Annotated in this window: 27 protein-coding genes and 1 pseudogene; 13 read left to right on the top strand and 15 right to left on the bottom strand. The window is 71.2% G+C overall.

Features of this window, described 5'->3' with window-relative positions; all coding sequences use genetic code 11:
- Positions 1-4 precede the first annotated feature (4 nt).
- Positions 5-1,570, top strand: a complete 1,566-nt coding sequence (locus VFV67_RS02480) for a serine hydrolase domain-containing protein (RefSeq protein ID WP_326466865.1) — start codon at positions 5-7, stop codon at positions 1,568-1,570.
- Between the two features lie 340 nt (positions 1,571-1,910).
- Complete coding sequence (locus VFV67_RS02475; protein WP_326466864.1) at positions 1,911-2,084, top strand: hypothetical protein; 174 nt, start codon at positions 1,911-1,913, stop codon at positions 2,082-2,084.
- On the opposite strand, the gene VFV67_RS02470 is transcribed toward VFV67_RS02475, so the two are convergent.
- Genes VFV67_RS02470 through VFV67_RS02460 form a run of 3 tightly spaced genes read right to left on the bottom strand, consistent with a single transcriptional unit; the run spans position 2,065 to position 5,460 of the window.
- Complete coding sequence (locus VFV67_RS02470) at positions 2,065-3,672, bottom strand: FAD-dependent monooxygenase (protein ID WP_326466863.1); 1,608 nt, start codon at positions 3,670-3,672, stop codon at positions 2,065-2,067. The two genes, VFV67_RS02475 and VFV67_RS02470, sit on opposite strands and share 20 nt — an antisense overlap.
- A gap of 4 nt (positions 3,673-3,676) precedes the next feature.
- Positions 3,677-4,477 (bottom strand): ABC transporter permease, encoded by an 801-nt coding sequence (locus VFV67_RS02465; RefSeq protein WP_326466861.1) that lies wholly within the window; start codon positions 4,475-4,477, stop codon positions 3,677-3,679.
- Entirely contained in the window at positions 4,474-5,460 is a 987-nt protein-coding gene (locus VFV67_RS02460; RefSeq protein ID WP_326466859.1) for an ATP-binding cassette domain-containing protein, read from the bottom strand. Before VFV67_RS02460 ends, VFV67_RS02465 begins: the two co-directional genes overlap by 4 nt.
- Before the next feature lie 58 nt (positions 5,461-5,518).
- Between VFV67_RS02460 and VFV67_RS02455 the strand changes: the two genes are divergently transcribed.
- Both VFV67_RS02455 and VFV67_RS02450 read left to right on the top strand, forming a co-directional pair.
- Complete coding sequence (locus tag VFV67_RS02455) at positions 5,519-5,863, top strand: PadR family transcriptional regulator (RefSeq protein WP_326466857.1); 345 nt, start codon at positions 5,519-5,521, stop codon at positions 5,861-5,863.
- Positions 5,845-6,414, top strand: coding sequence for a permease prefix domain 1-containing protein (locus tag VFV67_RS02450; protein WP_326466855.1), 570 nt, complete (start codon positions 5,845-5,847; stop codon positions 6,412-6,414). Before VFV67_RS02455 ends, VFV67_RS02450 begins: the two co-directional genes overlap by 19 nt.
- Before the next feature lie 79 nt (positions 6,415-6,493).
- Here the strand turns inward: VFV67_RS02450 and VFV67_RS02445 are convergent.
- From VFV67_RS02445 to VFV67_RS02425, 5 genes and pseudogenes are all read right to left on the bottom strand, one after another.
- A pseudogene (locus VFV67_RS02445) lies at positions 6,494-6,847 on the bottom strand (hypothetical protein); the annotation flags it as partial.
- A gap of 39 nt (positions 6,848-6,886) precedes the next feature.
- The gene (locus tag VFV67_RS02440; protein ID WP_326466853.1) at positions 6,887-7,612 is read right to left on the bottom strand and encodes an MIP/aquaporin family protein; all 726 of its coding nucleotides are present in this window, start codon (positions 7,610-7,612) and stop codon (positions 6,887-6,889) included.
- 57 nt (positions 7,613-7,669) lie between these two features.
- Entirely contained in the window at positions 7,670-8,332 is a 663-nt protein-coding gene (locus VFV67_RS02435; protein WP_326466851.1) for an arsenate reductase ArsC, read from the bottom strand.
- Positions 8,329-9,033 carry a helix-turn-helix domain-containing protein gene (locus VFV67_RS02430; RefSeq protein WP_326466850.1) on the bottom strand — a complete coding sequence of 235 codons (705 nt, stop codon included), beginning with the start codon at positions 9,031-9,033 and terminating at the stop codon, positions 8,329-8,331. Before VFV67_RS02430 ends, VFV67_RS02435 begins: the two co-directional genes overlap by 4 nt.
- A 222-nt stretch (positions 9,034-9,255) precedes the next feature.
- Complete coding sequence (locus tag VFV67_RS02425; protein WP_326466849.1) at positions 9,256-9,621, bottom strand: metalloregulator ArsR/SmtB family transcription factor; 366 nt, start codon at positions 9,619-9,621, stop codon at positions 9,256-9,258.
- Positions 9,622-9,709: 88 nt separating this feature from the next.
- On the opposite strand from VFV67_RS02425, the gene VFV67_RS02420 reads away from it, so the two are divergent.
- The 3 genes from VFV67_RS02420 to VFV67_RS02410 are packed head-to-tail and all read left to right on the top strand — an operon-like array spanning position 9,710 to position 12,507.
- Complete coding sequence (locus tag VFV67_RS02420) at positions 9,710-9,940, top strand: hypothetical protein (RefSeq protein WP_326466847.1); 231 nt, start codon at positions 9,710-9,712, stop codon at positions 9,938-9,940.
- Positions 9,937-11,109, top strand: coding sequence for a M28 family metallopeptidase (locus VFV67_RS02415; protein ID WP_326466845.1), 1,173 nt, complete (start codon positions 9,937-9,939; stop codon positions 11,107-11,109). The genes VFV67_RS02420 and VFV67_RS02415 overlap by 4 nt, the downstream gene beginning before the upstream one ends.
- A 30-nt stretch (positions 11,110-11,139) precedes the next feature.
- The gene (locus tag VFV67_RS02410) at positions 11,140-12,507 is read left to right on the top strand and encodes an FAD-dependent oxidoreductase (protein WP_326466844.1); all 1,368 of its coding nucleotides are present in this window, start codon (positions 11,140-11,142) and stop codon (positions 12,505-12,507) included.
- A gap of 554 nt (positions 12,508-13,061) precedes the next feature.
- Here the strand turns inward: VFV67_RS02410 and VFV67_RS02405 are convergent.
- Together VFV67_RS02405 and VFV67_RS02400 are read right to left on the bottom strand one after the other, a co-directional pair.
- Positions 13,062-13,277 (bottom strand): hypothetical protein, encoded by a 216-nt coding sequence (locus tag VFV67_RS02405; protein WP_326466842.1) that lies wholly within the window; start codon positions 13,275-13,277, stop codon positions 13,062-13,064.
- A gap of 84 nt (positions 13,278-13,361) precedes the next feature.
- Entirely contained in the window at positions 13,362-14,237 is an 876-nt protein-coding gene (locus VFV67_RS02400; RefSeq protein WP_326466841.1) for a LysR family transcriptional regulator, read from the bottom strand.
- Positions 14,238-14,340: 103 nt separating this feature from the next.
- On the opposite strand from VFV67_RS02400, the gene VFV67_RS02395 reads away from it, so the two are divergent.
- From VFV67_RS02395 to VFV67_RS02385, 3 genes are read left to right on the top strand one after another with little or no spacing between them, the layout of a single operon-like run.
- A complete protein-coding gene (locus VFV67_RS02395; protein ID WP_326466839.1) occupies positions 14,341-14,961 on the top strand; it encodes a dihydrofolate reductase family protein in 621 nt (206 codons plus the stop codon).
- Between the two features lie 24 nt (positions 14,962-14,985).
- Positions 14,986-15,594 (top strand): hypothetical protein, encoded by a 609-nt coding sequence (locus VFV67_RS02390; RefSeq protein ID WP_326466838.1) that lies wholly within the window; start codon positions 14,986-14,988, stop codon positions 15,592-15,594.
- An 8-nt stretch (positions 15,595-15,602) separates the two neighbouring features.
- The gene (locus VFV67_RS02385) at positions 15,603-16,370 is read left to right on the top strand and encodes a class I SAM-dependent methyltransferase (RefSeq protein ID WP_326466837.1); all 768 of its coding nucleotides are present in this window, start codon (positions 15,603-15,605) and stop codon (positions 16,368-16,370) included.
- A 93-nt stretch (positions 16,371-16,463) separates the two neighbouring features.
- Here VFV67_RS02385 and VFV67_RS02380 read toward each other — a convergent pair whose 3' ends face one another.
- On the bottom strand, positions 16,464-17,429 hold the full coding sequence (locus VFV67_RS02380; protein WP_326466836.1) for a hypothetical protein: 966 nt from the start codon (positions 17,427-17,429) through the stop codon (positions 16,464-16,466).
- Positions 17,430-17,632: 203 nt separating this feature from the next.
- Here VFV67_RS02380 and VFV67_RS02375 point away from each other — a divergent pair, with 203 nt between their 5' ends.
- The gene (locus VFV67_RS02375) at positions 17,633-18,163 is read left to right on the top strand and encodes a hypothetical protein (RefSeq protein WP_326466835.1); all 531 of its coding nucleotides are present in this window, start codon (positions 17,633-17,635) and stop codon (positions 18,161-18,163) included.
- On the opposite strand, the gene VFV67_RS02370 is transcribed toward VFV67_RS02375, so the two are convergent.
- Together VFV67_RS02370 and VFV67_RS02365 are read right to left on the bottom strand one after the other, a co-directional pair.
- Complete coding sequence (locus VFV67_RS02370) at positions 18,153-21,191, bottom strand: AfsR/SARP family transcriptional regulator (protein ID WP_326466834.1); 3,039 nt, start codon at positions 21,189-21,191, stop codon at positions 18,153-18,155. The two genes, VFV67_RS02375 and VFV67_RS02370, sit on opposite strands and share 11 nt — an antisense overlap.
- 58 nt (positions 21,192-21,249) lie before the next feature.
- The gene (locus VFV67_RS02365; RefSeq protein WP_326466833.1) at positions 21,250-22,107 is read right to left on the bottom strand and encodes a M48 family metallopeptidase; all 858 of its coding nucleotides are present in this window, start codon (positions 22,105-22,107) and stop codon (positions 21,250-21,252) included.
- Positions 22,108-22,232: 125 nt separating this feature from the next.
- Between VFV67_RS02365 and VFV67_RS02360 the strand changes: the two genes are divergently transcribed.
- Together VFV67_RS02360 and VFV67_RS02355 are read left to right on the top strand one after the other, a co-directional pair.
- The gene (locus VFV67_RS02360) at positions 22,233-23,255 is read left to right on the top strand and encodes a pectate lyase (RefSeq protein WP_326466832.1); all 1,023 of its coding nucleotides are present in this window, start codon (positions 22,233-22,235) and stop codon (positions 23,253-23,255) included.
- A 21-nt stretch (positions 23,256-23,276) separates the two neighbouring features.
- Positions 23,277-24,797 (top strand): MFS transporter, encoded by a 1,521-nt coding sequence (locus VFV67_RS02355; protein WP_326466831.1) that lies wholly within the window; start codon positions 23,277-23,279, stop codon positions 24,795-24,797.
- On the opposite strand, the gene VFV67_RS02350 is transcribed toward VFV67_RS02355, so the two are convergent.
- Together VFV67_RS02350 and lipA are read right to left on the bottom strand one after the other, a co-directional pair.
- On the bottom strand, positions 24,779-25,798 hold the full coding sequence (locus VFV67_RS02350) for a GNAT family protein (protein WP_326466830.1): 1,020 nt from the start codon (positions 25,796-25,798) through the stop codon (positions 24,779-24,781). The two genes, VFV67_RS02355 and VFV67_RS02350, sit on opposite strands and share 19 nt — an antisense overlap.
- Before the next feature lie 63 nt (positions 25,799-25,861).
- Positions 25,862-26,863, bottom strand: coding sequence for a lipoyl synthase (lipA, locus tag VFV67_RS02345; protein WP_326466828.1), 1,002 nt, complete (start codon positions 26,861-26,863; stop codon positions 25,862-25,864).
- Between the last annotated feature and the right edge of the window lie 123 nt (positions 26,864-26,986).

Genomic DNA, 26,986 nt, shown 5'->3' with positions numbered 1-26,986 from the left:
AGCCATGTCAGAGACCGACCAGCTCGAGATCACCGCCAGGGTCAACGCGATCCTCAACCGCCGTCCCGCCGTCGGTTTGGCGATCGGCGTCGTGCGCAACGGATCCCTGGAGTACTTCCACGCCCACGGGGTCGCGGACATCGACTCGCGCGCGCCCGTCACCGAGGACACCGTCTTCCGGATCGCCTCGATCACCAAGACCGTCACCGCGATCGCCGTCGTGCAACTGTGGGAGCAGGGCCTGATCGACCTCGACGCCCCCGCCGCCGACTATCTGCGCGCCTACCGGCTCGTCCCCGCCAAGGCCGTCTTCCGGCCCGTGACCGTGCGCCAGCTGCTCACCCACACGTCCGGCATCCCCGAGGTCGTCCATCCCAGCGACCTGCTCCGCCGGCTGTTCGGGGAGACCGTGCCGGCCGGAACACCGGTGCCGGCACTGACCGAGTACTACCGGGGCCGGCTGCGCGTCCAGTCCGAGCCGGGTACCAGGTTCGTCTACACCGACCACGGCTTCGCCACCCTCGGCCAGATCGTCGAGGACGTCAGCCGGGAACCGCTCGACCGGTACTTCCGCGAGCACATCTTCCAACCTCTGGGCATGACCGACACCGACCTCGTCCGCTCCGCCCGCATCAAGGACCGCCTGGCCACCGGCTACACCCTCGGCCCCCACGGTCCCACGCCGGTCGCCGACTACGAGATGGTGCCCGCGGCAGCATCCTCCGTCTACTCCACCCCCCGCGACATGGCCCGCTACCTGGCCGCACTGCTCGGCGGCGGAGCCAACGAGTTCGGCCAGGTGCTCAAACCGGCCACGCTGGCCACCATGTTCGAACCCCACTACCAACCCGACCCACGCATCCCCGGCATCGGGCTCGGGTTCTGGCGCGGCACCACCGGCGGCCACGCGATCGTCGAACACGGCGGCATCCTGCCCGGCTTCAACTCACAGATCTTCGTCGCACCCGACGCCGGACTCGCCGTCATGGCCTTCACCAACGGAGCCAGGGCGGCCATGCTCTGGCTCCCCGGCGAAACCGCCGCTCTGCTCAACCACCTGCTCGGAGTTCCGGGCGAGGCGATCCGCACCGACAGCCCGCACCACCCCGAGATCTGGCCCGAGCTGTGCGGCCGGTACCAGCTACCCGCCCGCCTCACCGACGCCCGCGCCCGCGAAATGGTCGGCGCCGGCATCGAGGTCTTCACCCGCGGCGACCAACTCCGGCTCCGCGTCCTGACCCCCATCCCCACCCTCTACCGCGGCCTCGCCCTGCACCCCGACGACCCCACCGACCCCTACGCCTACCGCATCGACCTCACCCGCTACGGCATCGGCACCGCCCGCATCCTCTTCACCCCCGACAAGGTTCACCTCGACCTGCTACCCCTGACCCTGCACAAGCGACCACCCGCCACCAACCCCCGACTCTGGGTCATCGGCACGCTCGCCGCCCTCGCCGCCCTCGCCACCCGCCGGCACCGCCGGCACCGCCGTCACCGCCCTGCCGCACAACCGACGGTCCCGGCGGGCGGCAGTCCCAGGACGAGCACACACAACGCCGCCGTCTGATCCAGCACGTGATCGGGGGCTGGCCGGGGTGGTCCCCTCATCAGGGGCGGGAGATTGCAACTACCTGCGGGTCAGCCACGACGGCAACCGCGGCCCGGTGACGGAGTATCCGCGGCTGCCGACAAACGGGGGCCGGCCACCCTGACCATCGACCGGCCAAACGCAACGCGATGAGCTACACGATGTCGTTATCGCTACCCGGAGCAACTCCACCGGCGCCTGACACCGCCAGGCCATTTAGGCGAGTCAGCAACAGCGAATGGTCCCGTTCGGACGGTTATCTACCTGCGGGGACTCGCCTCCTCAGGACCGGTGCTAGGTACGCTGGCCGCAGAGCAGGGTGGCGCTGGTGATGACCCATCTCACCGCGCTGGGCACGCTCATCCTGCCCGCCGCCGTGCAGGCGGTCGCCGGTGTGGTGGCGGGATTCGGCATCGGCGTGATCGCGGCGATCATGGGCGTGGCCGGCGGCGAGTTGCTCGCTGCCGCCGTGGTTATGGATCAGTGGCGGTGAGCCAGTGGGCGAGGTAGGTGTGCAGGCCGGTGAGGTCGGTGCCGCGGTTGCGGTAGGCGAGGTGTCCGTCTGGGCGGATCAGGTAGTGCACCGGGGTGTCGGGGTCGGTGCCGAGGCGGCGTAGCGCGGTGCCGTCGGGATCGTGCAGTACATCCTGGGCGGTCTGGTGGCCGAGTCGGTGTGTGGTGATCAATCCGGGCCACGCGGTGCGCAGTTGGTCGGCGGCATTCGAGTTCCAGGCGGTGGCGGGGCCGCAGAGCAGCAGGTGGTAGGTGGGGGCGGCGGTGGCCGCATGCAGGGTGCTGGGCTGCCCGTCGATGGTGATGGGGGCGTCGGGGAGCCGGTCACCGGGTCGCGGTCCGCGGCGTGGTGGGGTGGGTCCGGTGGTGCTGAGCGGGCTGTGCCGGTAGTCGATGGTGAGTTGGGCGATGGTGCGAAACCCGGTGCCGCGCAGCCGGGTGCGCAGGGCCAGGGGTGCGATGCGGGGGACGAGGTGGGTGCGGGCGAAGCGGATGAGCGGGTTGCGGGTGGTGGCGATGGTGAAGGCGCGGTCGCTCATCCGCCGTACCGCGCGGCCGACCGGGGCGCGTTCGGGCTGGTAGCTGTCCAGCAGGGCGGTGTTGGTGCCTCGGGTGGATAGGGCGAGTTTCCAGCCGAGGTTGACCGCGTCCTGGATGCCGGTGTTCATGCCCTGGGCGCCGGCCGGGCTGTGGATGTGCGCGGCGTCGCCGGCCAGGAAGATCCGGCCGGTCTGGTAGTGGGTGGCGCCGCGGTTGTGTAGCCGGAACTCGGTCAGCCACACCGGATTCCGCAGGCGCACCTGGCCGCCGGTGGTCCGGTCGGTGATGGTCTGCAGGTAGTCGAGGGTGAGCGGGGTGTGCGGGTCGTCGGGTGGGCGCATGGCCAGCATCCGGAATGGTGCGGGTGTGCGCAGGGGGAAGAAGAACAGCATCCCGGTGTCGGACAGCCAGGTGTGCACCGCGTCGGGGTCGAGGTCGTCGGCGTCGAGGTCGGCCAGCAGGAAGGTCTGCGGGTAGGGGTGGCCGGTGAACCCGATCCCGGCCCGGGTGCGCACGGTGCTGCCGGCGCCGTCGCAGCCGACCACATAGCGGGCGAGCACGGTCTCCTCTCGGCCGCCTGCGTGGTGGCGCAGTCGGCAGGTCAGCGTCTCGCTGCCGGGGTCGAGGTCGAGGAGTTCCACGCCGCGTTGGACCGCGACGTCTTGTTGGGACAGGTGCTCGCTGAGGATGAGTTCGGTTTCGGCCTGGGACAGGAACAGCAGGAACGGGTAGGTGGTGTCGGCGATTCCGATGTCGAACAGGGGCAGTGCCACGGTTCGGTTCGGGGTGTGCAGGTGCAGCTGGACCGCGGGGTTGCCCGCCGCGACGAGTTGGTCGGCGAGGCCGTGGCGGGCGAGGACTTCCAGGGTGCGCGGTTGGATGGCCAGGGCCCGGGACTCCTGCACCCGATCGCGGTGCCGGTCGATGATGCGGAACCGGACGCCGAAGGCGGCCAGCTCGGCGGCCAGGGCCAGGCCGGTTGGGCCGGCTCCCACGACCAGCACGTCGAGCGGGTTCGGCTCGGTCATGGTGTTAGGTGGCGGTGGCGCGGCGGTAGCGCAGCACGGCGATCGGGATGGTGACGGCGAGCAGGCCGGTGATCCAGGCCAGGGCGTGCCAGACGTGGGTGGCGGTTGGGCCGCCCAGGCACAGCGCGCGCAGCGCGTCGACGGTGATGGTGATCGGGTTGCGGGTGGCGAAGGCCTGTAGCCAGCCGGGCATGGTGGCCACGGGTACGAAGGTGGAGCTGACGAAGATCAGTGGGATGACCGCCAGCAACCCGCCGATGCCGGCCGATTCGGGATCGCGCACGATCAGTCCGAGCAGGGCGAAGATCCAGGAGAAGGCCACCCCGATCGCCAGGGCCAGGCCGACCGCGCCGAGCGCGGCACCGGGGCCGGCGTGGAAGCGGAACCCGATCAGCGATGCGACCCCGATCATGAGGGCGAGGACGAACAGGTTGCGGATGGCGTCGGACACGGTGCGGCCGGCCAGCACCGCGGAGCGGGCCATCGGCAACGCCCGGAACCGGTCGATCATCCCGGTGGCGAGGTCGTCGGCGATGGCTACGCCGGTCTGGGATGCACCGAAGGCGATGGACAGCACGAAGATCCCGGGCAGCACGTAGTCGATGTAGTGCTCGACGCCGGGTGGGTGCACCGCGCCGCCCCAGGTGTAGGTGAACAGCAGCACGAACAGGATCGGCTGCACGGTGGCGAAGGCGATCAGGGTGGGCACCCGCACCAGCCGGTGCAGGTTGCGGCCGGTGATCGTGGCGATGTTGGCCACCAGCCACCCAGGTCCGGTAGTGCGGTGGACTGCGGCGGTGGTCATGCGGTCCTGCCGACCAGCTCGGTGTCTGGTGTGGACGGTGTGGTGGGTTGGCCGGTCAGGGTGAGGAAGACGTCGTCCAGGGTCGGGCGGCGCAGCGCCAGGTCGGCCACCCGCAGGTCGTGGGCGGCCAGGCGGGCGGCCACCTGCGGCAGGATCGCCGGCCCGTCGGCGACCGGCACCACCACCCGACCGGCCTCGGCGTCGACCGAGGGTGGGCTGGAGCCCAGGCCGGCCAACGCGGCGGCCAGCAGCTCCGGATCCGCTCCCGGGATCGCCGCCAGTTCCAGGCGGTCGCCGCCCACCCGGGTCTTGAGCTCGGTGGCGGTGCCGGCGGCGATCACCCGGCCGGCGTCGAGCACCACGATCTGGTCGGCCAGCCGGTCGGCCTCCTCCAGGTACTGCGTGGTCAACAGCAGCGTGGTGCCCCGCGCGGTCAACTCCCCCAGCAGCTGCCACAGGCCGCGCCGGCCGCGCGGGTCCAGCCCGGTGGTCGGCTCGTCCAGAAACAGCACCCGCGGGGTGGCGACCAGGCTGGCCGCCACGTCCAGCCGGCGGCGCATCCCACCCGAATAGGTGCGGGCGGTGCGGTCGGCCGCGCCGGTCAGCTCGAAGGCCTCCAGCAACTCCTCGGCCCGGCGCCGGGCCGCGGACCGGCGCAGGCCGGCCAGCCGGCCGATCATCCGCAGGTTCTCCCGCCCGGTCAGATAACCGTCCACCGCGGCGTACTGGCCGGACAGCCCCACAACGCGGCGCACCGCCGCCGCCTGCCGCACCACGTCCAGCCCGGCCACCCAGGCCCGCCCGGCATCCGGTGCCAGCAGCGTGGCCAGGATCCGCACCACGGTGGTCTTGCCCGCCCCGTTCGGTCCCAGCAACCCCAGCACCGACCCGGCCGGCACCTGCAGATCCACCCCGGCCAGCGCCTCGACCGCGCCGAACCGTTTCACCAGCCCCTCGGCCACGATCGCCGCCCGCTCACCCATCCCGGAGTCTCCCATAGCTAGGATTACTACCTATCCACGAGAGGTAGCATACCTACCTATGAAGGCCGAGGCGCAAGCCCTCAAGGGGCACCTGGACGTCCTGCTGCTGGCCACCCTGGAGGACGGGCCCCGGCACGGCTACGCCATCAAGGAAGCGCTGCGGGAGGGCAGCGGCGGCCGGTTCGACCTGCCCACCGGCACCGTCTACCCCGCCCTGCACCGGCTGGAACGCGCCCGGCTGATCACCGGCTCCTGGTCCACCGTGGACGGACGACGGCGCCGCAGCTACCGGTTGACCGCCAAGGGTTCCCGCCAACTGGCCGCCGACCGCGGCAGCTGGCAGGAGTTCGCCACCGCCGTCACCGCCCTGCTGGAGCACAGGCCATGGCCGGCCACGCCCTGATCGAGGCCCACCTCGCCACGCTGGCCGGCCGCCTGCCCGCCGGCGCGGTCGACGAACTGGCCGACGGCCTGACCGAGACCTACCAACACCACCTGGCCCGCGGCCTGGACCCGAACTCGGCAGCCGCGGCCGCGGTCGCCGAGTTCGGTGACACCGACCAGATCCTGACCGCGTTCACCCACCACGCACCCGGCCGCCGCACCGCCCTCGCCCTGCTGGCCACCGGACCGGTCTTCGCCGCCTGCTGGGGCCCGTCACTGATCATGAGCCAAGCCTGGGTCTGGCCGATCCCGATCGCCGCCGAACTCGCGTTCGGACTCGCGTTGCTCGGCATCGTCGCGATCCTGGCCATCGCGGCGACCAGTCAGCACCACTACGGCCGGACCAGGCTCGCCGCCGCCGGCGGGATCGGACTCATCGTGCTCGACGCGGCGATACTGGCCGCCGTGCTGCTGGCCGCACCCACCCTGGTGTGGCCCATGGTCCTCGCCATTCCGGCCAGCCTCGCCCGGATCATCTTCACCGCCCGATCCCTGCCGCGCGTGCTGTGAGCGGATGGCGGCGGCCGATCCGCAGCCCGCCCACGGCTGCGATCCCCGAGGAGGTAGGGCGCGAACGCCGCCCAGGCCATCACGACCCGCCCTTCCGGTTGTGGCTGGTCGGTGCCGCGCAGCAGTCACAGCCCGGCCCGCACCCGCACCCATCGGCGTCCGGCTCGACGGCCGCGGCGGCCTGGACCGGCACCGCGCTGCAGGACTCGCCACGCCAGGCCTCGCGGCTTTCCGTCACCGCGATCGCCGCGATGACCAGGGCGGCCACCGGGTCGGCCGAAGAACCAGCCAAACAGACTGCTCAGGCCCAGCCCGACCAGCAACACCGCGGACAGGTGGGTGCACAACATTGTCTGCTTGGAGTCGGCCACCGCCGAGGCAGAGCCCAACTGCGGCCGGCGCGCCGCTGCGCATGCAACAGCAGGGGCATCACCGCTCAGGCTTTACTGATCTTGTCAAGGAGGTCCGAGGGTTACCGCGTGGCGTCGGTGCGAGTGGGGGGCAGCACGATGTCGCTGGCGTGGGTGGGGGTGAGGTTGGGGTAGAGCAGGCGCAGCAACGGCACGGCCAGTGCGCCGCCGAGGAGTTGGGCGGCGACGAAGGTGGGGGTGGAGGTGGGGGCGATGCCGGCGAAGGTGTCGCTGAAGATACGGCCGAGGGTGATGGCGGGGTTGGCGAAGCTAGTGGAGCTGGTGAAGAAGTAGGCGGCGCCGATGTAGGCACCGACGGCGGCCGGGGCGCGGTCGGCTCGGCCGGTGCGGGCGAGGGCGAAAATGACCAGCAGCAGCCCGATCGTGGCGAGCACTTCGGAGATGGCGTGGGGGAGGCTGGCGCGGTGGGTGGTGCTGATGCTGACCGGGTTGGCGGCGAACATGATGTTGGCCAGCACCGCGCCGGTGACGCACCCGGTGATTTGGGCGGGAATGTAGGCGGCGACTTGACGCCAGGGCAGGCCGCCGAAGGTGGCGTCGACCAGGGAGACGATGGGGTTGAAGTGGCCGCCGCTGATGGGGCCGAACATGAGGATGATCGCGTAGAGACCGGTGGCGGTGGCCGCGGCGTTTTCCAGCAGTTGCAGCCCGGTGTCGGCGGGCGAGAGCCGTTGGGCGGCGATGCCCGAGCCGATCACCACTGCTGCCAGCAGAGCGCTACCGAGGAACTCGGCGGCCAGCTTGCGGACCATCTGCTGCTGTCCCAACGGGTTCTCCTTTGTGGACAGCGTGGTCTGTCCGAGGGTGCTGACCGAGCGGGGGGATCAGGTGCGGGCGGCGACGCCGAGATCGTCGAGCAGGGCGCGGACGCGGCGTTCGATCTCGTCGCGCACGGGCCTTACGTCTTCGACGCCTTTGCCGGCGGGGTCGTCCAGGGGCCAGTCCAGGTAGCGTTTGCCGGGGAAGATCGGGCAGGCGTCGCCGCAGCCCATGGTGATCACGACGTCGGCCGCTTGGACGATCTCGTCGGTCCAGGGTTTGGGGTACTCGCGGGAGATGTCGATGCCGCGTTCGGCCATCGCGGCGATGGCGGCGGGGTTGATCTCGTAGCCGGGTTCGGAACCGCCCGACCAGGCCACGGCGCGGTCTTCGGCGAGATATTCGAAGAAGCCCAGGGCCATCTGGCTGCGGCCGGCGTTGTGCACGCACAGGAACAGCACGGTGGGTTTGCCGTCCTGGTGGTGTCCTTCCACTTTGGCCAGTGCGTGCAGGCGTTGCCGGGCGAAGCGTTCGGCCAACAGCGGCAGGAACCGCGGGATGGTGCTGTGCGCGGCGAGCCCGTCGTAGCTGGAGTGCAGGAACCGCTCGATGGTCTCGGCGCCGAACACGCCGTCGAACTGCTGCTGCAGCCGGGTGGCCGCGGTGCGCAGCGCCAGCTGCTGGTCGATGCTTAGACCAGCGGGGTGCGGGTGGGCGGTGTCGGTCATCGGGGGTCTCCGGGGTGGTGGACTGCGGGGGCCAATCGGTCGACCCGGTCGGTCAGCTCGCGTAAGGCGCCGGTGAACGCGGCGTCGGTATCCAGGGGGGCGGGGTCGGGCACCGACCAATGCAGCCGGTCGGCGGTTGCGAGGTGTTCATTGGCGGTGAGGGATTCGTGGGCGGTGTCGCAGACCGCGACGAGGAGATCGTCGGGTCGCAGCACTTCCTCGATGTGGTAGGTGCGGGCCCGAGCCAATGAGAGACCGTGCGCTTTCGCGGTCGTGACCGTGCGGGGGTGCACCCGTGAGGCGGGTTGGGTGCCGGCGCACGCGGCGGGTACTCGGCTGCGCCGTTTCCACAATGCGGCGGCCAGTTGGGAGCGCGCGGAGTTGTGGGTGCACACGAACACCACCCGTGGCGCCTGTCGCTGACCGGTGGGCACCAGCCGCGTCAGGGCCTCGGCCCGCAGCCGTAGGTAGATCCGGCGGTGATCACCTTCGGAGCGGGACCGGTCGATGAGCCCGGCGTGCTCAAGCAGCTTGAGGTGATGGGCGAGCAGGTTGCTCGACAGGCCCAGCTCAGCGCCGAGTTCGCCAGGCGAGACGTCACCAAGCAGCAACCGGTCCACGATCGCCAGCCGCGCAGGCTCGCCCAGCGCCGCATGCAGCCGGGCGCGCTCCACCACCGACGAAGACCACTCAGCATTCATTGAGGCAATGATGATTGAGGGATATCACGCTGTCAAACCCGTTGGACAAAGTGCCGGCCGGGCACCCGGTGGTCGTGCTCAGGTGATGGCGACGACCCGGCGTTGACCGGTCCTCCGTGCCCGCCTACGCGCACCGAGGCGGACCGGTGGGTGGAGGTCGATCATCGGGTGGGTCAGGAACCAGTCGGCGAGGCCGACCGCCGCGGTGACCGAAACCAGGTGTCAGCCGCGCACCCGTGCCGGGGCGTCGAGCAGGGCGGCCAGTGGCCGCAGGTTCTCGGTGCGCGGCCAGTAGTAGACCCAGGTGCCCCGACGTTCGGAGTCGACCAGGCCGGCCTCTCGCAGCACCTTGAGGTGGTGGGAAATGGTCGGGCCGGTCAGGTCGAAGCCGGCGGTGAGGTCGCACACGCAGGTCTCACCCTCAGCCGAGGTGATCAGCGACAGCAGCCGCAGCCGCACCGGATCGGCCAGCGCCTTGAACGCCCGGGCCAGGTCCACCGCCTGCTCGGCGGCCAGCGGCGCGGCCACCAGCGGCGCACAGCACCCCACGACCGGCCGGACCGGCACCCCCACCGCCTGTTTCGACATGCGTCTATCTTGACAGATGTCTAATCAGCATGCAAGCTGGCCGCGTCGGTTATTTAGACATCTATCGAAACAATTGTGAGGAGTCGTCATGAGTACTGAAGCCAGAACGGGTGGGTTCGTCGGCGACCCGGCGGAGACGTTCACCCCTCCGGCGGCGAGCGGCTGCTGCGGCAGCACCCCGGCGCCGAGCACCGCACGCGGTGATGTCGCGGTGAGTACTTGCTGCGGCAGTGCCGAGTCCGCGGCCACGGCCGGGGTGTGCTGCGACCCGGCTGCCAAGGCGGAAGCCATCGACGCGGGCGCCGGATGCTGCGGATGAGCAGCGCGGTGCCGCGGCTGGCTGGAACGCCGTTGGGCGAGGTGGACACCGGCCGACTGGTCGCCGCCGTCGCGGAACTGGCCGCGGATCCCTATGCCGGGCGCCGGGTCGGCACCGCTGGCGGCCGGGCGGCGGGGTCCTGGCTGGCCGCCCGGCTGCGGCGGCTCGGCGCCGTGGTCCGCCTGCAGGAGTTCCCGGTGACCGGGGTGCGGGAGCTCTCCGCCCTGCCGGTGCTGCGCTGGCAGGACCAGTCGTGGCGGCACCGGCGTGACTCCGCCGTGCACCTGGCCTCGGCCGATCTGCCCGTACCGCGCACCGGTGACCTCGGCGTCGAGCCGGTGTCCGGCCGCTGGGTGCTGGCCTCCGCCGTGGAGCCCGGCCTGGTGGCCCAGGCGGTGGCCGCGGGGGCAGCGGGGTTGGTGATCCCGCGTGGTGTCGACGCCGGCGGGTGGATGCCGAAGATGATCACCGGCCCGGCCGTCCAGCCGATTCCGATCGTGTCCGTGCGCACCGATCTGCACGCCCGGCTGCTGGCCGAGCGCGGGGTGCTGACCGCCACGCTGCCGCTGCGCACGGTGGCGGTGACCGGCCGCAACGTGCACGGCGTGTTCGCCGAACCGGCGCCCGGCGCGGTGTCGGTGCTGCTGACCGCGCACTACGACGGGGTCGGCGACGACCCGGACCAGCGGCTCCCCGCCGCCGCCGACAACGCCTCGGGGGTCGCGGTTGTTTTGGAAGCCGCCCGGACGCTGGCTGCGACGGTGCCAGCCGGCCTCGGGTTGGCGGTGGCGTTGCTGGACGCCGAAGAGGCCGGCGCCCAGGGCTCCGCCTACCACGCACCCCAGGTGCCGCCCGGCACCCATGTGATCAACATTGACGGCGCTGGCAAGCTCGACGGGCCGGCCGCGGTGGAGGCCGGCGGGCCGGCGCAGCCGCTGCTGGCTGCGCTGGATGCGGCCGGCCGGCAGGTCGGGGTGGCACTGCGGGCTGGGGCGATGCCTTCGGACAACCGCCGCTACGCCGCCACCGGACTCCCCGCCGTCGGGATCGGCATGGGCGTGCCCGGCTACCAGACCCCGGCCGAAACCGTCGACCGGATCGACCCCGCCACTCTGGCCGACGCGACCCGTCTGGTCGTGGCCACCGTCGACCACCTGACCCACCGATAACACGTTGGCAGAAAAGAGGATCGAGTCATCATGAGCACCACGTTGGAGCCGCCTGTCGCGGTGATCGGCGCCGGCCCGGTCGGCCTGGCCGCCGCGGCGCACCTGGTCGAGCGCGGCATCCCGTTCGTCGTGCTGGAAGCGGGCGAGCAGGTCGGCGCCGCGATCGCGGACTGGGGGCATGTGCGGCTGTTCAGCCCGTGGCGCTACAACATCGACCGCGCCGCCCGGGCCCTGCTGCACACCACCGGTTGGGCCGAACCCGACCCAAGCCATCTGCCCACCGGCGCCGAACTGATCACCGATTACCTGCGCCCACTGGCCGCCCACCCTGCCATCGCCCCCGCACTGCGCCTCGGGGCCCGGGTGGAGGCGATCAGCCGGCGGGGTTACGACCGCGTCCGCTCCCACGGCCGTGAGACCGCCCCGTTCCTACTCCGCATCCGTGAGGAGGATGGCGCCGTCACCGAACTGGCCGCCCGCGCGGTGATCGACGCCTCCGGCACCTGGATGACCCCCAACACGTTGGGCGCCAACGGACTGCCCGCGCACGGCGAGACCGACCCGGCCGCCCTGATCACCTCGGCGCTGCCCGACGTGCTCGGCGCCGACCGGGACCGCTTCGCAAACCGGCACACCGTCGTCGTCGGCGCCGGGCACTCGGCCACCACCACCCTGCTCGCCCTGGCCGACCTCGCCCACCACGCACCCGGCACGCAGATCACCTGGGCGATCCGCGCCACCGACCCGGCCCGCGCCTACGGCGGAGGAGACGCCGACGCGCTACCCGCCCGCGGCGCCATCGGCACCCGGATCCGCGACCTGGTCCACGCCGGCCACATCCGGATGGTCACCGGGTTCTTCACCCACACCGTGCACCCCCGACCCGACGGCGTCGACCTGATCAGCTCCGACCCCACCGGCGCCGAACAGAAACTCAGTGCCGACATCGTGGTCAACGCCACCGGCTTCCGCCCCGACCACACCCTCGCCGCCGAACTACGCCTCGACCTCGACCCCATCCTCGGCGCCACCCGCGCCCTGTCCCCACTGATCGACCCCAACATCCACTCCTGCGGCACCGTGCCACCCCACGGGGTGGACGAGTTGGCCCATCCCGAACCCGGCTACTACGCCATCGGCGTCAAAAGCTACGGCCGCGCACCCACCTTCCTGCTCGCCACCGGCTACGAACAAGCCCGCTCCGTCACCGCCGCGCTGGCCGGGGACTGGGCCGCCGCCCGCGACGTGCAACTCGAGCTACCCGAAACCGGCGTGTGCTCCGCCAACCTCACCCCACCCACACCGGACGCTGGCAACGGCCTGGCCACCGGAATCACCGGCGGACTACTCGCCGCACCCCTGCTGGCATCCACCAGCACAGCTGGGCGCTGCGGATAACGCCACACCATAACGGCACGGACCCGGTGGTCGCCGCCCGCGCCGCCGCGGCGATGCGGCGTTTATGGGGCGTCGTCGACCCTGAACAGGAGCGTCCGAGAAGGCACGGTGGGTCACGGAGATGTCCAGCGTTGCCGGCCGCTAGGCAGGGCGCGATCGTGGGGTAACGAGGGTGTGGCGGGTCTCGTCAAGCAGTGCGGATGCTGGCTAGCAGGGCATTGGCTCGGAATCGATGAATCTGGTGCAGAGCCGTCTACAACCGTCGTCATGGCTGGTCCTACCTGCTCGGCGACGTCTCGATCGGCTTGTCCGGAGGACGGTAATCTGTCGGCGGCACTACACAGGGAGTGAGCAGGTGACGACCCAACCGTCCAGCCCGTTGGCCCCGTGGTGCTCACACTGAGCGCCGGTCGACAGCGTGGCATCCTTCGTGGCACCAATTGCCGTCAACCGGGGTGGCTCTGGGCTACCATCGGGGCAGGCGGATCCGCCTTACACCCGAGCGGTCGCAGGTTCGACTCCTGCTGCGCCCACGTCCTCCGGCCGACCCGGCGCTACGGCAGGGTGGACTGAGGCATTTCCTCGCCACCTTTGCGGTGCGACCGGCAGCCGCCCATCTCGTCCTGGAGCGGGTTGCCGTGCCAGACGACCACGTCAGCCGGAGCCAGTCGGCTGGTGGTGGCCGGACCGGCCTGCGCAGAGCCTCCGACCAGGGTCGAGACCGCGATGGCCGCGGCACCGGCGAGCACGGCCGTAGTCAGCTTTCTCATGCGCCACCTCCATGCGTCACCACGAACCGTAACCCGCGCGCCCGCCCGGCCGGTACCGCCAGGTGTGGTCGGCTTCCGGCCGGATCACAGACCGCTCGGCGGGGTTGATTCGGTGAGTGCGGCCAGAACGGCGGTGACGGCGGGCGGGTCGGGTGGGTCGCCGTAGGTGGCGGCGTAGATCTGGCGGCGGAAACTGGGGAGTTCGGTGGCGTGGATGTCGGGTCGGCGGTGGGCTTGGAGCGCGAGGCCGGGCAGGATGGCGATGCCGATGCCGGCGGCGACCAGGGACTGCACGACGACCATGTCGTCGCTGAGCGAGGCGATGTGGGGGGTGAAGCCTTCGCGCCGGCACACGGCGGTCAGCTCCGCCTGGCACCGGTCGCAACCGCCGATCCAGGCGGAGTGGCGATGGTTGGCGAGGCGGTCGTCGGGTCGTTGGCTGATGAGGTAGATCGCGTCGTCGCCGATGTGGAGCAGGCGGAATCCCTCGTCGTCGACCGGAGCGTCGGCGTGTCGGAAGACGAGTGCGACGTCGATCTCGCCGTGTCGCAGCATCTGCAGCGCTTCGACCGGGTGACGGTCGATCAGGCTCAGCTCGATCCCCGGGTAGGACTGCGCCAACCTGGCGGCCGCCGTGGGCACGATGGTGCTCAGCGCGGATGCGTTGGCGGCCAGCCGGACCCGCCCTGCCTGCAGGCCGACCTGTGCCGCGAGCTCGTTGGTCGCCGCGTCGACCCGGCCCACGATCTCGGCTGCCCGGTTGGCCAGCAGTTGCCCTTCCGGCGTCAATCGGATCCCGCGACCGATCCGCTGAACGAGTTTGACGCCGGTGGCCGCTTCAAGGCGGGCCAGATGATGGCTCACCGACGGCTGCGAATAGTGCAGCATCCTCGCCGCGTCGGTCACCGACCCGTGCCGGGCCACCGCGGCCAGAACCTTGAGATGGACCAGGTTGAGCATTTATCAAAGATATCAATGAGAGCAGAACAGGATTGGCATTAGACGTCATGCCATGGCTGCTCCATGCTGATCTTGACAGGACGTTACTGGGAGGACAGCGGAAATGATCACACGTGGCGGCAAGGTGACCTGCGACCTCACGATCTCGGTCGACGGGTACGCGGCCGGACTCAACCAGACCGAGCAGCGGCCGTTCGGCGACGACGGCGGCGACGGCTGGGGCGACAAGCTGCACGCCTGGTTCGCGGAAGGTCCCGAGGAGCACCCGGCCGAGTTCGCCCGAATGGTGACGGCCAAGGCATTCATCATGGGACGCAACATGTTCGGCCCAGTGCGTGGCGAGTGGGATCGGCAGTGGAACGGCTGGTGGGGGGACAATCCGCCCTACCACGCCCCGGTCTTCGTGCTCACCCACCACCCGCGCGAGCCGCAGCCGATGGCCGGCGGCACCACGTTCCACTTCGTCACCGACGGAATCGAAGCCGCGTTCAACCGCGCGCGTGCAGCGGCCGGGGACGGCGACATCTCCATCCAGGGCGGGGCGACCACCGTGAACCGGTACCTCGCCGCCGGCTTGATCGACGAGATCCGGCTGCACATCGCGCCGCTCATGCTCGGTGCCGGCCCACGGTTGTTCGACGGTGTCCCGCCGCTGAACCTCGAGCAGGTGGAGTCGCGAGCCGCGACCTCGGTCACGCACCTGATCTATCGAGTCCTGTCCTGACCCGGAAAGCATCGGGAGACGACCATGAAACCTGACGGCGCACTGCGGACCTTCATCGACGAGGTGGAACTCGTGGTCGGCACCACCGACGACGAGTACGAGATCACCAAGCGGGTCGCGGAGCGGTTGTCCGCGCTACTGGCCGGCGACTACCGGCTCCCGGCCGAGGTCACCCGGCCGTCGGCCGACCACCATGTCAACTACCCGCTCTACATCGCTCCGGACAACAGTTGGTCTTTGGCCGCCGTCGTCTGGAACGTAGGTCAACGCACACCCGTGCACGGCCACGAGACATGGGGTGTCGTCGGCATCTACTCGGGAGCCGAACGCGAGATCCGCTATGCCAAACCCTCGGCCGCCGAGTCGGGCCAACCCCTCATCCCGGCCGGCGAGCAGGTCTGGGAGCGGGGACAAGTCACGGTGTGCTGTACGACCGACGACGACATCCACGCCGTCGCAGCCGTCGGCACCGTACCCACCGTCGGGATCCACGTGTACGGAGCCAACATCGGCACCATCGAACGGCGGCTGTACGACCCGGCGACCGGCGCGGTCGCAACGTTCGTCTCCGGCTGGAACGACCCCGTGGCCGACGATTCGCCGCCGCACCAGGCGATGGTGGCCCGGGGTTAGGGTTTCGCATGGCCAGGATCAGCTACGACGACGAGGCCGCGGCGGCGTTCAAGGCGGTCCGTGAGGTTCCCCGGGACGGGCTCGGACACTGGCGGGAGGCGATCCGACGGTATCTCGACCCGATGCCCGGGATGAGTGTGGTGGACATCGGCGCGGGTACCGGCGCGTTCGCCGCCACCTTCAACGACTGGTTCGGGCTGAGCGTCTACGCGGTCGAGCCGTCGGCGGCGATGCGGGCTCAGATTCCGGCCCGGCCGGGGATTGCGGTGCTCGCGGGCGAGGCCGGCGCCATCCCGCTGCCGGACGGCTCGGTGGACGGGGCGTGGTTGTCCACCGTGCTGCACCACATCCCGGACCTCGAAGCGGCCGCGCACGAGATCCGTCGCGTTCTGCGACCCGGCGCTCCCGTGCTGTTCCGCCAGGGATTTCCGGGCCGGGGCGACTGGGCGAGTAGCTGGTGGGTGCACCGGTGGTTTCCCGAGACCATCCGGGTGGTCGATACCTGGCCCACGGTCGAGCAGACCTGCCAGGCGTTCGCGGCCGCCGGATTCCGCCAGGACGGTCTCGAGCCGGTTCCCGAGACCTACCGGACCAGCCTCGCCGAGTTCCTGGCCCAGGCGGACACCTTCCGGCGCGCCGACTCACCGATGCGCACCCTCACCGACGAGGAGTTCCTGCGCGGCAAGGAACGACTCCGCCGGGCCGCGCGGGAGGCCGAGCAGACCCCCGGCCCGCAATCCCGAACTTCGTGGGTCGACCTGCTGGTTCTGCGCTGAGGTCACGGTCTGCCGGCACGCTCGGCCGGCTGCCGAGCCGAACGGGTCTGCTCGACCGGAGCCGGTGCTACGACGGCGTTGCGGGGTAGCGCATCAGGCGACGTGCTCGGTGAGATGACCGACGAACCGCGCGTGGTGGGCGGCGTAGCTGGCGAAGCGGGCCTCGAGCAGCCCGGTGGTGCGGCCGGCGTGGTCGGCGGCGTAGGCACCGTCCAACTCGATCTCGGAGAGGTGGAAGGCGGTGCCGTCGTAGAGGAAGTCGGCGCAGAAGTAGGGGATGGGGAACTTGTCGGCCAGGTAGTCGACGGTCGCGGTCAGCGGAGCGGGGAGGTCGACGTAGTCGGCGCGGCCGCCGCGGGCGACGTTGGCGACCACCTCGCCGGGTGACGGGATGCGGCGCAGGATGCTGTGCACCCGACCGTCGATGAAGTAGAGGCGGTAGTCGGCGGTGCCGTCGCCGAGATAGGCCTGGCAGACCAGGTCGCAGTCGGAGCCGGAGGCGAGCGAGGCGATCGTGCGGACCTGCCGCTCGTCCTCCGCGACGAGGATGCCGAGGCCGCCGCCCCACCCGGCCGGTTTGACCACGACCGGGTAAGGCAGTGCGGCGAGGGTCGCGGCGCCGGTGACCGGCTCGTCCCGGCCGGTGCCGAACCGGAACGTGGGGATCGGCGGTACCGGACAGTCGGCCAGGTACAGCGCGGTGGCCATCTTGTCGTTGGCGATCAGCGACAGCTCCGGCGGGATCGGCAGGTAGAAGCCGGCCTGCTGCAACACGGTGAACAGGGACATCTGCTTGAAGGTGTCCGGGATCTGGTGCGGGAACGTGTACAGCTCGGTGACGAACATGGTGTCCGCCGGGCTCACCCGCACCCCGTCGACGAACACCTCCGGCCGCGATCCGCCGGTCCCGTCCACCACCACCGAGCTCGGGTCGTGCATCGCGAAGTCGAGCCCGCAGCTCTGCGCGGCGACCCGGTAGGCGCTCCAGTACTTGTCCTCGGTCCATTGGCGTTGCCGGGTCGAGTTCCGGTCCGGCAAGATCCACCACACTCTGCGCACGACCGGACACTAGGTGACAACACGCGCCGCTGTCCGGTTTTTCCGGTGTTATCCGCCGATCGGACGGTCGGTCTGGTCCGGCCGGCGGCCCGCCGGCTGTGACGGTTTTGTGTGCGGGCCGTGTAGCCGCCGTCCGTAGGGTGCTCTTCCTGGGTGATCTCCACCCAACTCCCATCGTTCGAACACCAAGGAGAAGTGCGTACGTGTCCAGCTATCCCCAGATGACGGCCCCGGCGGCGCCGGCCATTCGTCGTTCCCGCCCGGGAACCCTGATCACGGCGATCGCGTTCGCGGTGGTGGCGGGGGTCGCCGCGATCGCCAACGGGGTGATCATCCTTGCCGGCGGCCGGGATCTGATCGTCGACATCCTGATCAACGAAAGCGGCCTGCCCGAGGGCGCCATCACGGTCGAGGACCTCTCGCTCCTCGAGGAGCTGTCCGGGGTCTCGCTCACCGACCTCGAGAGCACCCTGGCGACCCGGGCCTACCTGGTCCTGATCGCCGGTGCCGCGCTGGTGCTGTTCGGCGTGCTGATGCACCGGGCCGCGACCTGGGCGCGGGTGCTGGTCACGATCACCGGTCCGCTGGCCCTGATCTTCTCCGGCATCGTCATCCTCGACGGGTCGGTGCCGATCATGGCGCTGTGCTGCCTGGTGACGATCGTCGCCGTGATCGTCGTGCTGATCCTGACCTGGTTGCCGCCGAACAACCGCTACGCAAGGGCTATGCGCTAGTCATGCCGAGGACCGTGCCGGGCGGCGGACCGGGCCGCCGGGCACGGCCGGGTTCGGTCAGCCGAAGCAGCATCCGCACCAGCGTCGCGGCGCTGGCGTCCCGCGGATCGGTCAGCTCGTCCGCTTCGGCCCGCACTTCGGCGGCCGACACCGGATCCCCGGCCGCGACGTGCGCGGCGGCGAGCAGCCGCAGCGTGATCGCCAGCGCCGGGGGGCCGCCCAGCTCCCGGTACGCCCGCAGGCATCCGGTCAGCTCGTCGGCGGCGAGGTCGGGCCGGCCGGCGCCGATCAGACCGGCCGCGAGTGCCCTGGTGCAGGACAGCACGCGGGGTTGCTCGCCCAGCTCCCGGGCGATCATCAGGGCTTCGGCGAACGCCTCGATCGCCGCGGACCGCCGGTCCGACCCGGCATGGATGGCGCCGAGCGCGCGCAGCGCGCGGGCCAGCAGCGACCGGGCCGGGGTGGTACGCAGCAGGGCCACCGATTGCTCGGCCAGCCCGGTCGCCTCGGCGAGATCGCCGGTGATCGCCCGGGTCCAGGACAGGCTGTGCAGGCTGAGCGCGACGACGAACGGCTCACCGCCGCGCCGGGCCATGGCCAGCGCTTCGGTGTCGATCCGCACCGACTCCGCCGACCGGCCGAGCCGGTGCAGCGCCGCCGACCGGGTCCGCATCGCGGCGAGCACCGCCTGACCGTCCAACTGGAACATTCCCTCGGCCTCGGTGGCCAGTGCCAGGGCCTGTTCGGGATCACCGAGGCCGAGCAGGCAGTTGGCCAGGTTGACCATCGCCCAGCCCCGGGCCGGCCGGTCCGGCTCACCGGTCAACCGGTCGGTGGCGCCGCGGTAGGCCGGGATCGCCCGCCGGTACCGGCCGTGCACCTGGTCCAGCAGCGCGAGCACGGTGTCGGCCCGGGCCGCGACGGCCGGATCGGACGCGGCCCTGGCGGCGTCGGCCAGCCGGGCCGCGCAGGTCTCGAGGTCGGTGTAGTGGCCGTGCAGCCACAGGAACCGGCCGAACCGTTCGAAGACCCGCATCGCCTTGCGGTACCGGCCGATCCGGCACAGCACGAGCAGGCCGGCGATCAGGCTGCGCCGCTCGGTGGCGAACCACTCCTCGGGGTCGGCGAGCACCCGGCGGACGATCACCGAGGCCAGCCCGGGCGCCGGCGCCACCCCGGACACGTCCGGTACCGGCATCGCCCGGGGGAGCCGGTTGGCCGCGAGATCGGTCAGCGCGTACACCGCGTCGATCAGCCGGGTGCTGGCCTGCTCCCGTTCCGCCCGGCCCTCCTCGGCCAGCGCCAGCTCCCGTGCGAAGGCCAGCACCACGTCGTGCAGCTGGTAGCGCGGCTCGCCGACGCGGTCCACCCCGGCCGGTTCGAGCAGGCTCGACTCGATCAGCTCCTCGATCGCGCCGTCGGCGTCGTACCCGCCGCGCAGCACGGCGATCGCCAGCTCCGGCAGGTTGGGCACGTCCACGATTCCGATGAGCTGCAACGTGGTCTGCGCCGCCGGGGTCAGTGCCCGGTAGCTCAGCGCCAGGCTGGAGCGCACCGCGAGGTCGCTGACGGTCAGCTCGTCCAGCCGCTGCCGCTCGTCCTCCAGCCGGTCGGCAAGCGCGCCGAGCCGCAGGTGCGGCCGCAGCGCCAGCCGGGTGCCGGCGATCCGCAGCGCGAGCGGAAGGTTGCCGCACGCGGCGGCGATCCGCGCGGCGTCGACCGGCTCCGCGCTGGTCCGCTCGCCGGCGATGCGCCGCAGCAGCTGACCGGCCTCGGCATCGGTCAGCGGCTGCACGCCGACGTTGCGGGCGCCGGCCAGCCCGGACAGTCGCCTGCGGCTGGTGACCAGTGCCGCGCAGCTCGGCGTGCCCGGCAGCAGCGGGCGCACCTGGGCCGGGTCGGCGGCGTCGTCCAGCAGCACCAGCATCCGGCGGTCGGCCAGCCGGCTGCGGAAGGTGGCCGCCCGCGCGTGCAGGTCCACCGGGATCTCGGCGGCCGGAACGCCAAGCGCGGCCAGCCATTCGGCCAGCACCTCGGCCGGGTCGCGCGGATCGCCTGCGCCGGCCAGGTGGGCGAAGAGCTGTCCGTCCGGGAAGTCCCGGCGCAGCCGGTGCGCCACCCGCACGGCGAGCGTGCTCTTGCCGACGCCGGGCTTGCCGGACAGCACGGTCAGCGGCACGGTGCGCACCGTCGCGATCAACGCACCGATCTCCTCCTGCCGGCCACAGAAGTCCGCGATGTCGGCCGGCAGCTGGGAGACCGGACGGTCGGCGGGCGGCGGCGGCCGGTCCACCGGCTCACCGCCGAGCAGCTTCGCGTGCAGCTCGCGCAGCTCGGATCCGGGCTCGATGCCCGTCTCCGCAACCAGGTTGGTCCGGGTCACCCGGTAGACCTCGAGCGCCTCGGCCGGCCGGCCGGCGACCCGCAGCGCGACCATCAGCTGACCGGCCAGCCGCTCGCTGAGCGGATGCTCGACGACCGCCGCGCGCAGCTCGCCGACCAGCTCGACGTGCCGGCCGGCGGTCAGCTCGGCCGCCATGCAGTCCTCGAACACGGTGCGGCGCTCGGCCTCCAGCCGGGCGATCTCCGGTTCCAGCGCGGGAATCCGCGGGTCGATGATCTCCCGGTCGTGCCACTGGGCCAGCGCCCGGCGCAGATGCCGGACCGCGGCCGGCCAGTCGCCGGCCCGGCCGGCGCGCCGGCCCAAGGTGGACTCGCCGCGAAAGACCAACAGGTCGAGCTCGTCGTCGGCGACGGCCAACCGGTATCCGTTGCCGTTGGCGTCGATCGACGGTGCCCCGATCCGTTCGCGCAGCCGGGACACATAGGTGTGCAGGTTGGCCGCGTAGGACTTCGGTGGATCATCCGGCCAGACCGCGTCCACCAGTCGCTCGGTGGGCACGTATTCGTTGGCGTGGAACAGCAACATGGCCAGCAGCGACCGCTGTCGCGCGCTGCGCATCGGGGCTGGCTCCCCGTCCGCGCCGACGACCAGCAGCGTGCCGAGCACGCGGAACCGCAAGAACAACCCCCAATCCGTCCCACGTCAGCCGGCATCGTAGGGCAATGCCGGCGGGGCGGATCGGTCAGGTCCCGGGTGCTCCGTGCGCGTTCTGCTTGAACAGGCCGATGCCGAACAGGCGCTCCAGCCGGCGAACCGTGAACGGGTGCGACCGCGGCAGTTGGGCCAGCCCGACCCAGAAGCCGCGCAGCATCCGGCCCTGCCGGACCAGTTCGCTCACGTCCACCTCGGTTTCGGTGTAGCGGCCGGAGGCGAGCAGGACCAGCCCGGTCGCGCCGCGCGGCGAGAGGTAGGCGCCGTGCCGGTCGCAGGAGTACTCGCGCAGCCGGGACAGCGCCGGACCCAGCAGCGGGATCATCTGGGAGTAGGCGACCGCGATCTGGTACCAGAGCGACACATGGTGCAGGCGGATGTGGCCCATCTCGTGCCCGAGGATGAACCGCAGCCCCGCGCGGTTGTTGTCGTAGAGGTTGGCGAACAGCTCGTTGGACAACACGACGTAGTCGTAGCCGGTCGCCTGCGCGGCGAACGCGTTCAGCGTTCCGTTGCCGTTGGCCAGGAAGATCTGCGGCCGGCGACGTAACTTGAGCCGGCTGGCGAAGTTGTCGGCCACCTCGTACAACCACGGGTACTGCTGCGGCGAGAGCTGGACGGCGGTGCCCCGCACCGAGGCGCGCTGCATTTCGCGGACCACGATCAGGCCGGGCACCAGCAGCAGCAGGCCGATCAGCGCGCTGCGGATCACGGCCGCCCACTGGGACGTCTGCAATCGTTCCGGGAGGAACGGCAGCACCTGGGCGGCCCGGATGATCGCCGCGATGATCAGCACGTTCAGGATCACCATGAAGACGAAGAACGGCACCTCGGCGGGATGCCTCAGCCGGTCGGGAGCTTCAGTCCGGCGTTGCGTAGTTTGCGCCACGCTGGGCAACATGCGACATCGTCATCACCACCACCTCATCCCGAACGGGTGAGAAGTAGCGCCATGGGCTGAATCGTGCACGCACCGAACGTGATTGTGCCTGCAGTTCGGGTCAGAGTGGTGTCATGGGACGTTCGTTGCCTCGGGTGAGCCATGTCGTGTCGGTCGTACTGGCGCTGGCCGTCGCGGTCCCGGTGGACGCGGCCGTCGCCAGCGCGACCGACACCGCCCCGGTGGGGTTCGCCGCGGTGAACGCGCTCGGCCAGAACGGCACCACCGGCGGTGCCGGCGGCCCGGTGGTCACGGTGACCAGCACCGCCCAGTTCCTGGACTACATCGCCCGTCCCGGACCGTATGTGATCCAGGTTTCCGGCTCGATCACCCTGCCGACCGGATCGACCGACGGGATGCACAACGTCAGCTCGGACAAGACGATCATCGGTCTTGGCGGCACCGCCCGGCTGACCGGTGGCGGGCTGAACATCGGCCTGCCGGTGGACGACGACGTGACCAGCCCGCCGGCGACGGCGGTGCACAACATCATCATCCGCAACCTGTCGATCACCGGCGGCTCCGACGACCTGATCAACGTGCAGATGTTCTCGCACCACATCTGGATCGACCACAACGATCTGTCCAATGGGGACGATGGCGCGGTGGACATCAAGCGCGGCTCGGACTTCGTCACGGTGTCCTGGAACCGTTTCCACGACCACGACAAGACGTTGCTGCTCGGCCACGACGACGACAACGGCGCCCAGGACATCGGCCGGCTCCGGGTCACCTACCACCACAACTTCTTCGACGGCTCGGACCAGCGCAACCCCCGGGTCCGGTTCGCCGAGCCGGTGCACGTGTTCAACAACTACTACCGCGGCCCGCTGAGCTACGGCATCGCGTCGGCGATGAACGCCGGTGTGGTCGCCGAGGGCAACTATTTCGTCTCGGTGAACAACCCCGGCCGGGTGGACTTCAGCGGTGATCTCGGGCGGATGGTGGCCAGGAACAACGTCCTGGTGGACTGCAACCACGAGATCGAGCTACGCGGCGCGGTCGTCGAACCCCGCACCTTCTACCCATACACGGTGGACCCGGTCGCCGGGGTTCCGACGCTGGTCCCGGCCGGCGCGGGGGTCGGGAAGATCTGATCGGAACCGTAATCTTGCCGGGTGAGTGCAGCAACGCCGCGGGTTCTCGTTGTGGCGCTGTGCGTCGGCGGCATCACGGTGGCGCTGATGCACACGCTGGTCGTTCCGTTGCTCCCGGTGTTCCCCGAACTGCTCGGCGTGTCCCGGGCACAGGTGTCCTGGCTGGTGACCGCGACGATGTTGGCCGGCGTGGTGGGGGCGCCGGTGTTCGGGCGGCTGGGCGACCTGTTCGGCAAGCGGCGGATCCTGTTGCTGGTGCTGGGAATCATGCTCGCCGGCTCGGTGCTCGGCGCGGTGAGCTGGTCCTACGGCCCGCTGCTGGTGGCGCGGGCGCTGCAGGGCGCCGCGTTCGGCGTGATCCCGTTGGGGATCAGCCTGCTCAAGGACGCGCTGCCCGCGGACCGGGCCGGATCCGCGGTGGCGCTGATGAGCTCGACGCTGGGCATCGGCGGCGCGATCGGCCTGCCGGTGGCCGGGGTGCTGCCGCAGTACACCGGCTGGCACGCGCTGTTCTGGCTGGCCAGCGCGATGTCGGCGGCCAGCCTGCTGCTCGCCTGGCGGTTCGTGCCGGAGTCGCCGGTGCGGGCCGGCGGGCGGTTCGACGTGCCCGGCGCGGTCGGCCTGTCCGCCGCGCTGATCTGCCTGCTGCTGCCGGTGTCGCAGGGCAGTGAGTGGGGCTGGACCAGCCCGCGCACCCTCGGTCTGTTCGCCGCCTCGGTGGTGATCTTCCTGGGCTGGGGCGCATACCAGCTTCGGGTGGACGCGCCGCTGGTGAACCTGCGCACGTCGGCCCGGCCCATGGTGCTGCTCACCAACCTGGCCGCGATCCTGGTCGGCGTCGGGATGTTCACCAGCTTCGTGCTGATCGGGCAGGTGATGCAGGCCCCGGTGGCGACCGGCTACGGCTTCGGCACGTCGCTGGCCGTCGCCGGGATCGCCCAGGCGCCGACCGGGATCAGCATGCTGATCTTCGCGCCGCTGTCCGCCCGGCTGTCCAACGCCCACGGCGCACAGCTCACCCTGCTGGTCGGCTGCGTGCTGCTGGCCGCGACGAACCTGGTGCAGGCCATGCTGCCCGGCTCGCTGCTCCTGGTGGTGATGATCATCACGGTGGCCGCGGCCGGCACCGCGCTGACCTACGCCGCCATGCCGACCGTGATCATGGAGGAGGCCCCGCCGACCGAGACGTCCGCGGCCAACGGCCTGAACACCGTGATGCGCACGATCGGCACGTCGACGTGCAGCGCGGCGATGGGCGCGATCCTGGTGACGTTCACCATGACCGCCGACGGCCAGGTGCTGCCCGCACCGGCGGCCTACCAACTCGCGTTCGGCATCGCCGCCGGGTGTTCCGCGGTCGCCGCGGTGCTGGCCTGCTTCCTGGTCGCGCTGCGCCGCCGCCGAACCGCGGCCATCCCGCTCCCGGAACTGGTCGCCGAAAACCCTCAGGTCACCGGACCGGCTGACCGGACCCGGAATCCCGGCCCGGCAGCCACGCGCTCCGGGCCGGGATCGTGTGGTGGCTACCGAAGCCGGCCGTAGAGGATCAGGTCCCGGGCCCGGCCGGCGCGGTGCCGGGCGGCCCGGAGCACGCCCTCGGCCTGGAAGCCGCCCGCGGCAAGGGCGTGCCTTGCTGGCTCGTTGTCCGGTTCCACCATGGCCTCGAGCCGGCCGAGCGGGGTGCTGGCGAACAGGTGCTCGGTGAGCACCCGGACGGCCGCGGCGCCGGCCTCCGCCGGGCTGGGCACCGGGGTGATGTCGATCATCCACGCGGTGCAGGCGAGGGTGCCGCCGCGGTCCACCGGGTGCCAGCTCGCGACGCTGAGCAGGGCGTGGGTCCGGGCGTCCAGGACGGCGGCGCGGTGCGGCACCGGCGGGCTGGCCGGGGACAGCTGGGGATCCGGATCGACGGCGAACGGGTCGGCGACCCGGCCGAGGTCGTCCGGCCGCGCCTCGGCCAGCGCGACCGGTCCGTCCTCGCGCAGCACCGCCCGGACGCCGGTCAGCCCGGCCAGGTCCGCGCGCATCAGGCTGTACAGGAACATGTCCCGGCGCTGGCCGTCGCGCATGGTGACGCCGCGCGTGATGCCCTCGCGCCGGAACCCGGCCTTCTCCAGCCCGCGCCAGCCCGGCAGGTTCGCCACCTCGGTGTTGGCCTCGATCCGGTCCACCTCGGTGGTGTCCAGCAGGTACCGGGCCAGCATCAGGCCGGCCACCGAGCTGACACACCGGCCCCTGGCGACCGGTAGCAGCCGGATGCCGATGTTCCACGCCGTGCACTCGATGCTCATGCCGTACGGCAGGGCCCGCCACACCATCGCGCCGAGCAGCTCACCGGTTTCGGCGTCCAGCAACGACGCCCACCACTCCGCCAGGATCGACGGGGACGGCCGGTCGGACGGATCCTCGCCGTACTGCATGGCGCAGCCGCGGCTGACGATCTCCAGCTCGCCGTCCAGCGGGTCGACAAGTGCCAGCCCGGAACTCGTGGTGAGAACGGTCCGGTCGGTCAGTGGAGCGACGACGTCGCTCGCGAGGTGCATGGCAGCACCATAGTGTCCAGTTCTATCGCGAGCTACGGCGAGTTTCCCCCGGGTTCCGGTGCGTTACCTGGACAGCAGGGAACCGATCTCCTGACTTGCCGGTCCGGCCTGCGCCAGGTGGCGCAACGGCTCGGGCAGCGGCTCGCCGCGGTGGGCCAGGGCCTGCGCGTAGAGCCGGCCGGCCCGGTACGAGGAGCGCACCAGCGGTCCGGCCATCACGCCGGCGAACCCGATGCGTTCGGCGGTTTCCTTGTGCGCCACGAACTCCTCCGGCCGCACCCAGCGGTCGACCGGATGGTGGCGCACGCTCGGCCGCAGGTACTGGGTGATCGTCACGATGTCGCAGCCGGCCCCGTGCAGGTCCCGCAGGGCCGCGGTGACCTCGTCCGGGGTCTCGCCCATGCCGAGGATCAGGTTGGACTTGGTGACCAGGCCGGCGGCCCGGGCCATGGTCAGCACGTCCAGGGAGCGCTGATACCGGAACGCCGGGCGGATGGTCTTGAAGATCCGCGGCACGGTCTCCAGGTTGTGCGCGAGCACCTCGGGGCGGGCGCCGAACACCTCGGCGAGCTGGTCCGGGTCGGCGTTGAAGTCCGGGATCAGCAGCTCGACCCCGGTGCCGGGGTTGCGCGCGTGGATGCGCCGGACGGTCTCGGCGTAGAGCCACGCCCCGCCGTCCGGCAGGTCGTCGCGGGCCACGCCGGTGACGGTCGAGTAGCGCAAGCCCATGGTCCGCACCGACTCGGCCACCCGGGCGGGTTCCGCCCGGTCCAGCTCGGCCGGCTTGCCGGTGTCGATCTGGCAGAAGTCACAGCGCCGGGTGCACTGGTCGCCGCCGATGAGGAAGGTGGCCTCGCGGTCCTCCCAGCATTCGAAGATGTTGGGGCAGCCGGCCTCCTCGCACACCGTGTGCAGGCCTTCCCGCTTGACCAGACCCTTGAGCTCGCGGTATTCGGGGCCCATCCGGGCCCGGGTCTTGATCCACGGGGGCTTCTTCTCGATCGGGGTCTGGCTGTTGCGTACCTCCAGGCGCAGCAGCTTTCGTCCGTCCGGCGCGATCGTCACCACCTCACAGTACGCCGGTGACCTCGACCGTCTCCGGGCTCGGGTCCAGCACGTCCAGGGAGCGCTGATACCGGAACGCCGGGCGGATGGTCTTGAAGATCCGCGGCACGGTCTCCAGGTTGT

Source organism: Actinophytocola sp., from assembly GCF_035762905.1.
GTDB lineage: Bacteria > Actinomycetota > Actinomycetes > Mycobacteriales > Pseudonocardiaceae > DASYTH01.
This window is presented reverse-complemented; position numbering and strand designations above follow the sequence as displayed.

Coding starts and splice junctions, on each gene's coding strand:
- VFV67_RS02400 (WP_326466841.1), bottom strand. CDS start 14,237: ATGCTCAACCTGGTCCATCTCAAGGTTCTGGCCGCGGTGGCCCGGCAC.
- VFV67_RS02415 (WP_326466845.1), top strand. CDS start 9,937: ATGAGCAGCGCGGTGCCGCGGCTGGCTGGAACGCCGTTGGGCGAGGTG.
- VFV67_RS02360 (WP_326466832.1), top strand. CDS start 22,233: ATGGGACGTTCGTTGCCTCGGGTGAGCCATGTCGTGTCGGTCGTACTG.
- VFV67_RS02460 (WP_326466859.1), bottom strand. CDS start 5,460: ATGGGTGAGCGGGCGGCGATCGTGGCCGAGGGGCTGGTGAAACGGTTC.
- VFV67_RS02405 (WP_326466842.1), bottom strand. CDS start 13,277: ATGAGAAAGCTGACTACGGCCGTGCTCGCCGGTGCCGCGGCCATCGCG.
- VFV67_RS02410 (WP_326466844.1), top strand. CDS start 11,140: ATGAGCACCACGTTGGAGCCGCCTGTCGCGGTGATCGGCGCCGGCCCG.
- VFV67_RS02350 (WP_326466830.1), bottom strand. CDS start 25,798: ATGCACCTCGCGAGCGACGTCGTCGCTCCACTGACCGACCGGACCGTT.
- VFV67_RS02435 (WP_326466851.1), bottom strand. CDS start 8,332: ATGACCGACACCGCCCACCCGCACCCCGCTGGTCTAAGCATCGACCAG.
- VFV67_RS02420 (WP_326466847.1), top strand. CDS start 9,710: ATGAGTACTGAAGCCAGAACGGGTGGGTTCGTCGGCGACCCGGCGGAG.
- VFV67_RS02390 (WP_326466838.1), top strand. CDS start 14,986: ATGAAACCTGACGGCGCACTGCGGACCTTCATCGACGAGGTGGAACTC.
- VFV67_RS02450 (WP_326466855.1), top strand. CDS start 5,845: ATGGCCGGCCACGCCCTGATCGAGGCCCACCTCGCCACGCTGGCCGGC.
- VFV67_RS02385 (WP_326466837.1), top strand. CDS start 15,603: ATGGCCAGGATCAGCTACGACGACGAGGCCGCGGCGGCGTTCAAGGCG.
- VFV67_RS02465 (WP_326466861.1), bottom strand. CDS start 4,477: ATGACCACCGCCGCAGTCCACCGCACTACCGGACCTGGGTGGCTGGTG.
- VFV67_RS02430 (WP_326466850.1), bottom strand. CDS start 9,033: ATGAATGCTGAGTGGTCTTCGTCGGTGGTGGAGCGCGCCCGGCTGCAT.
- VFV67_RS02425 (WP_326466849.1), bottom strand. CDS start 9,621: ATGTCGAAACAGGCGGTGGGGGTGCCGGTCCGGCCGGTCGTGGGGTGC.
- VFV67_RS02470 (WP_326466863.1), bottom strand. CDS start 3,672: ATGACCGAGCCGAACCCGCTCGACGTGCTGGTCGTGGGAGCCGGCCCA.
- VFV67_RS02455 (WP_326466857.1), top strand. CDS start 5,519: ATGAAGGCCGAGGCGCAAGCCCTCAAGGGGCACCTGGACGTCCTGCTG.
- VFV67_RS02480 (WP_326466865.1), top strand. CDS start 5: ATGTCAGAGACCGACCAGCTCGAGATCACCGCCAGGGTCAACGCGATC.
- VFV67_RS02395 (WP_326466839.1), top strand. CDS start 14,341: ATGATCACACGTGGCGGCAAGGTGACCTGCGACCTCACGATCTCGGTC.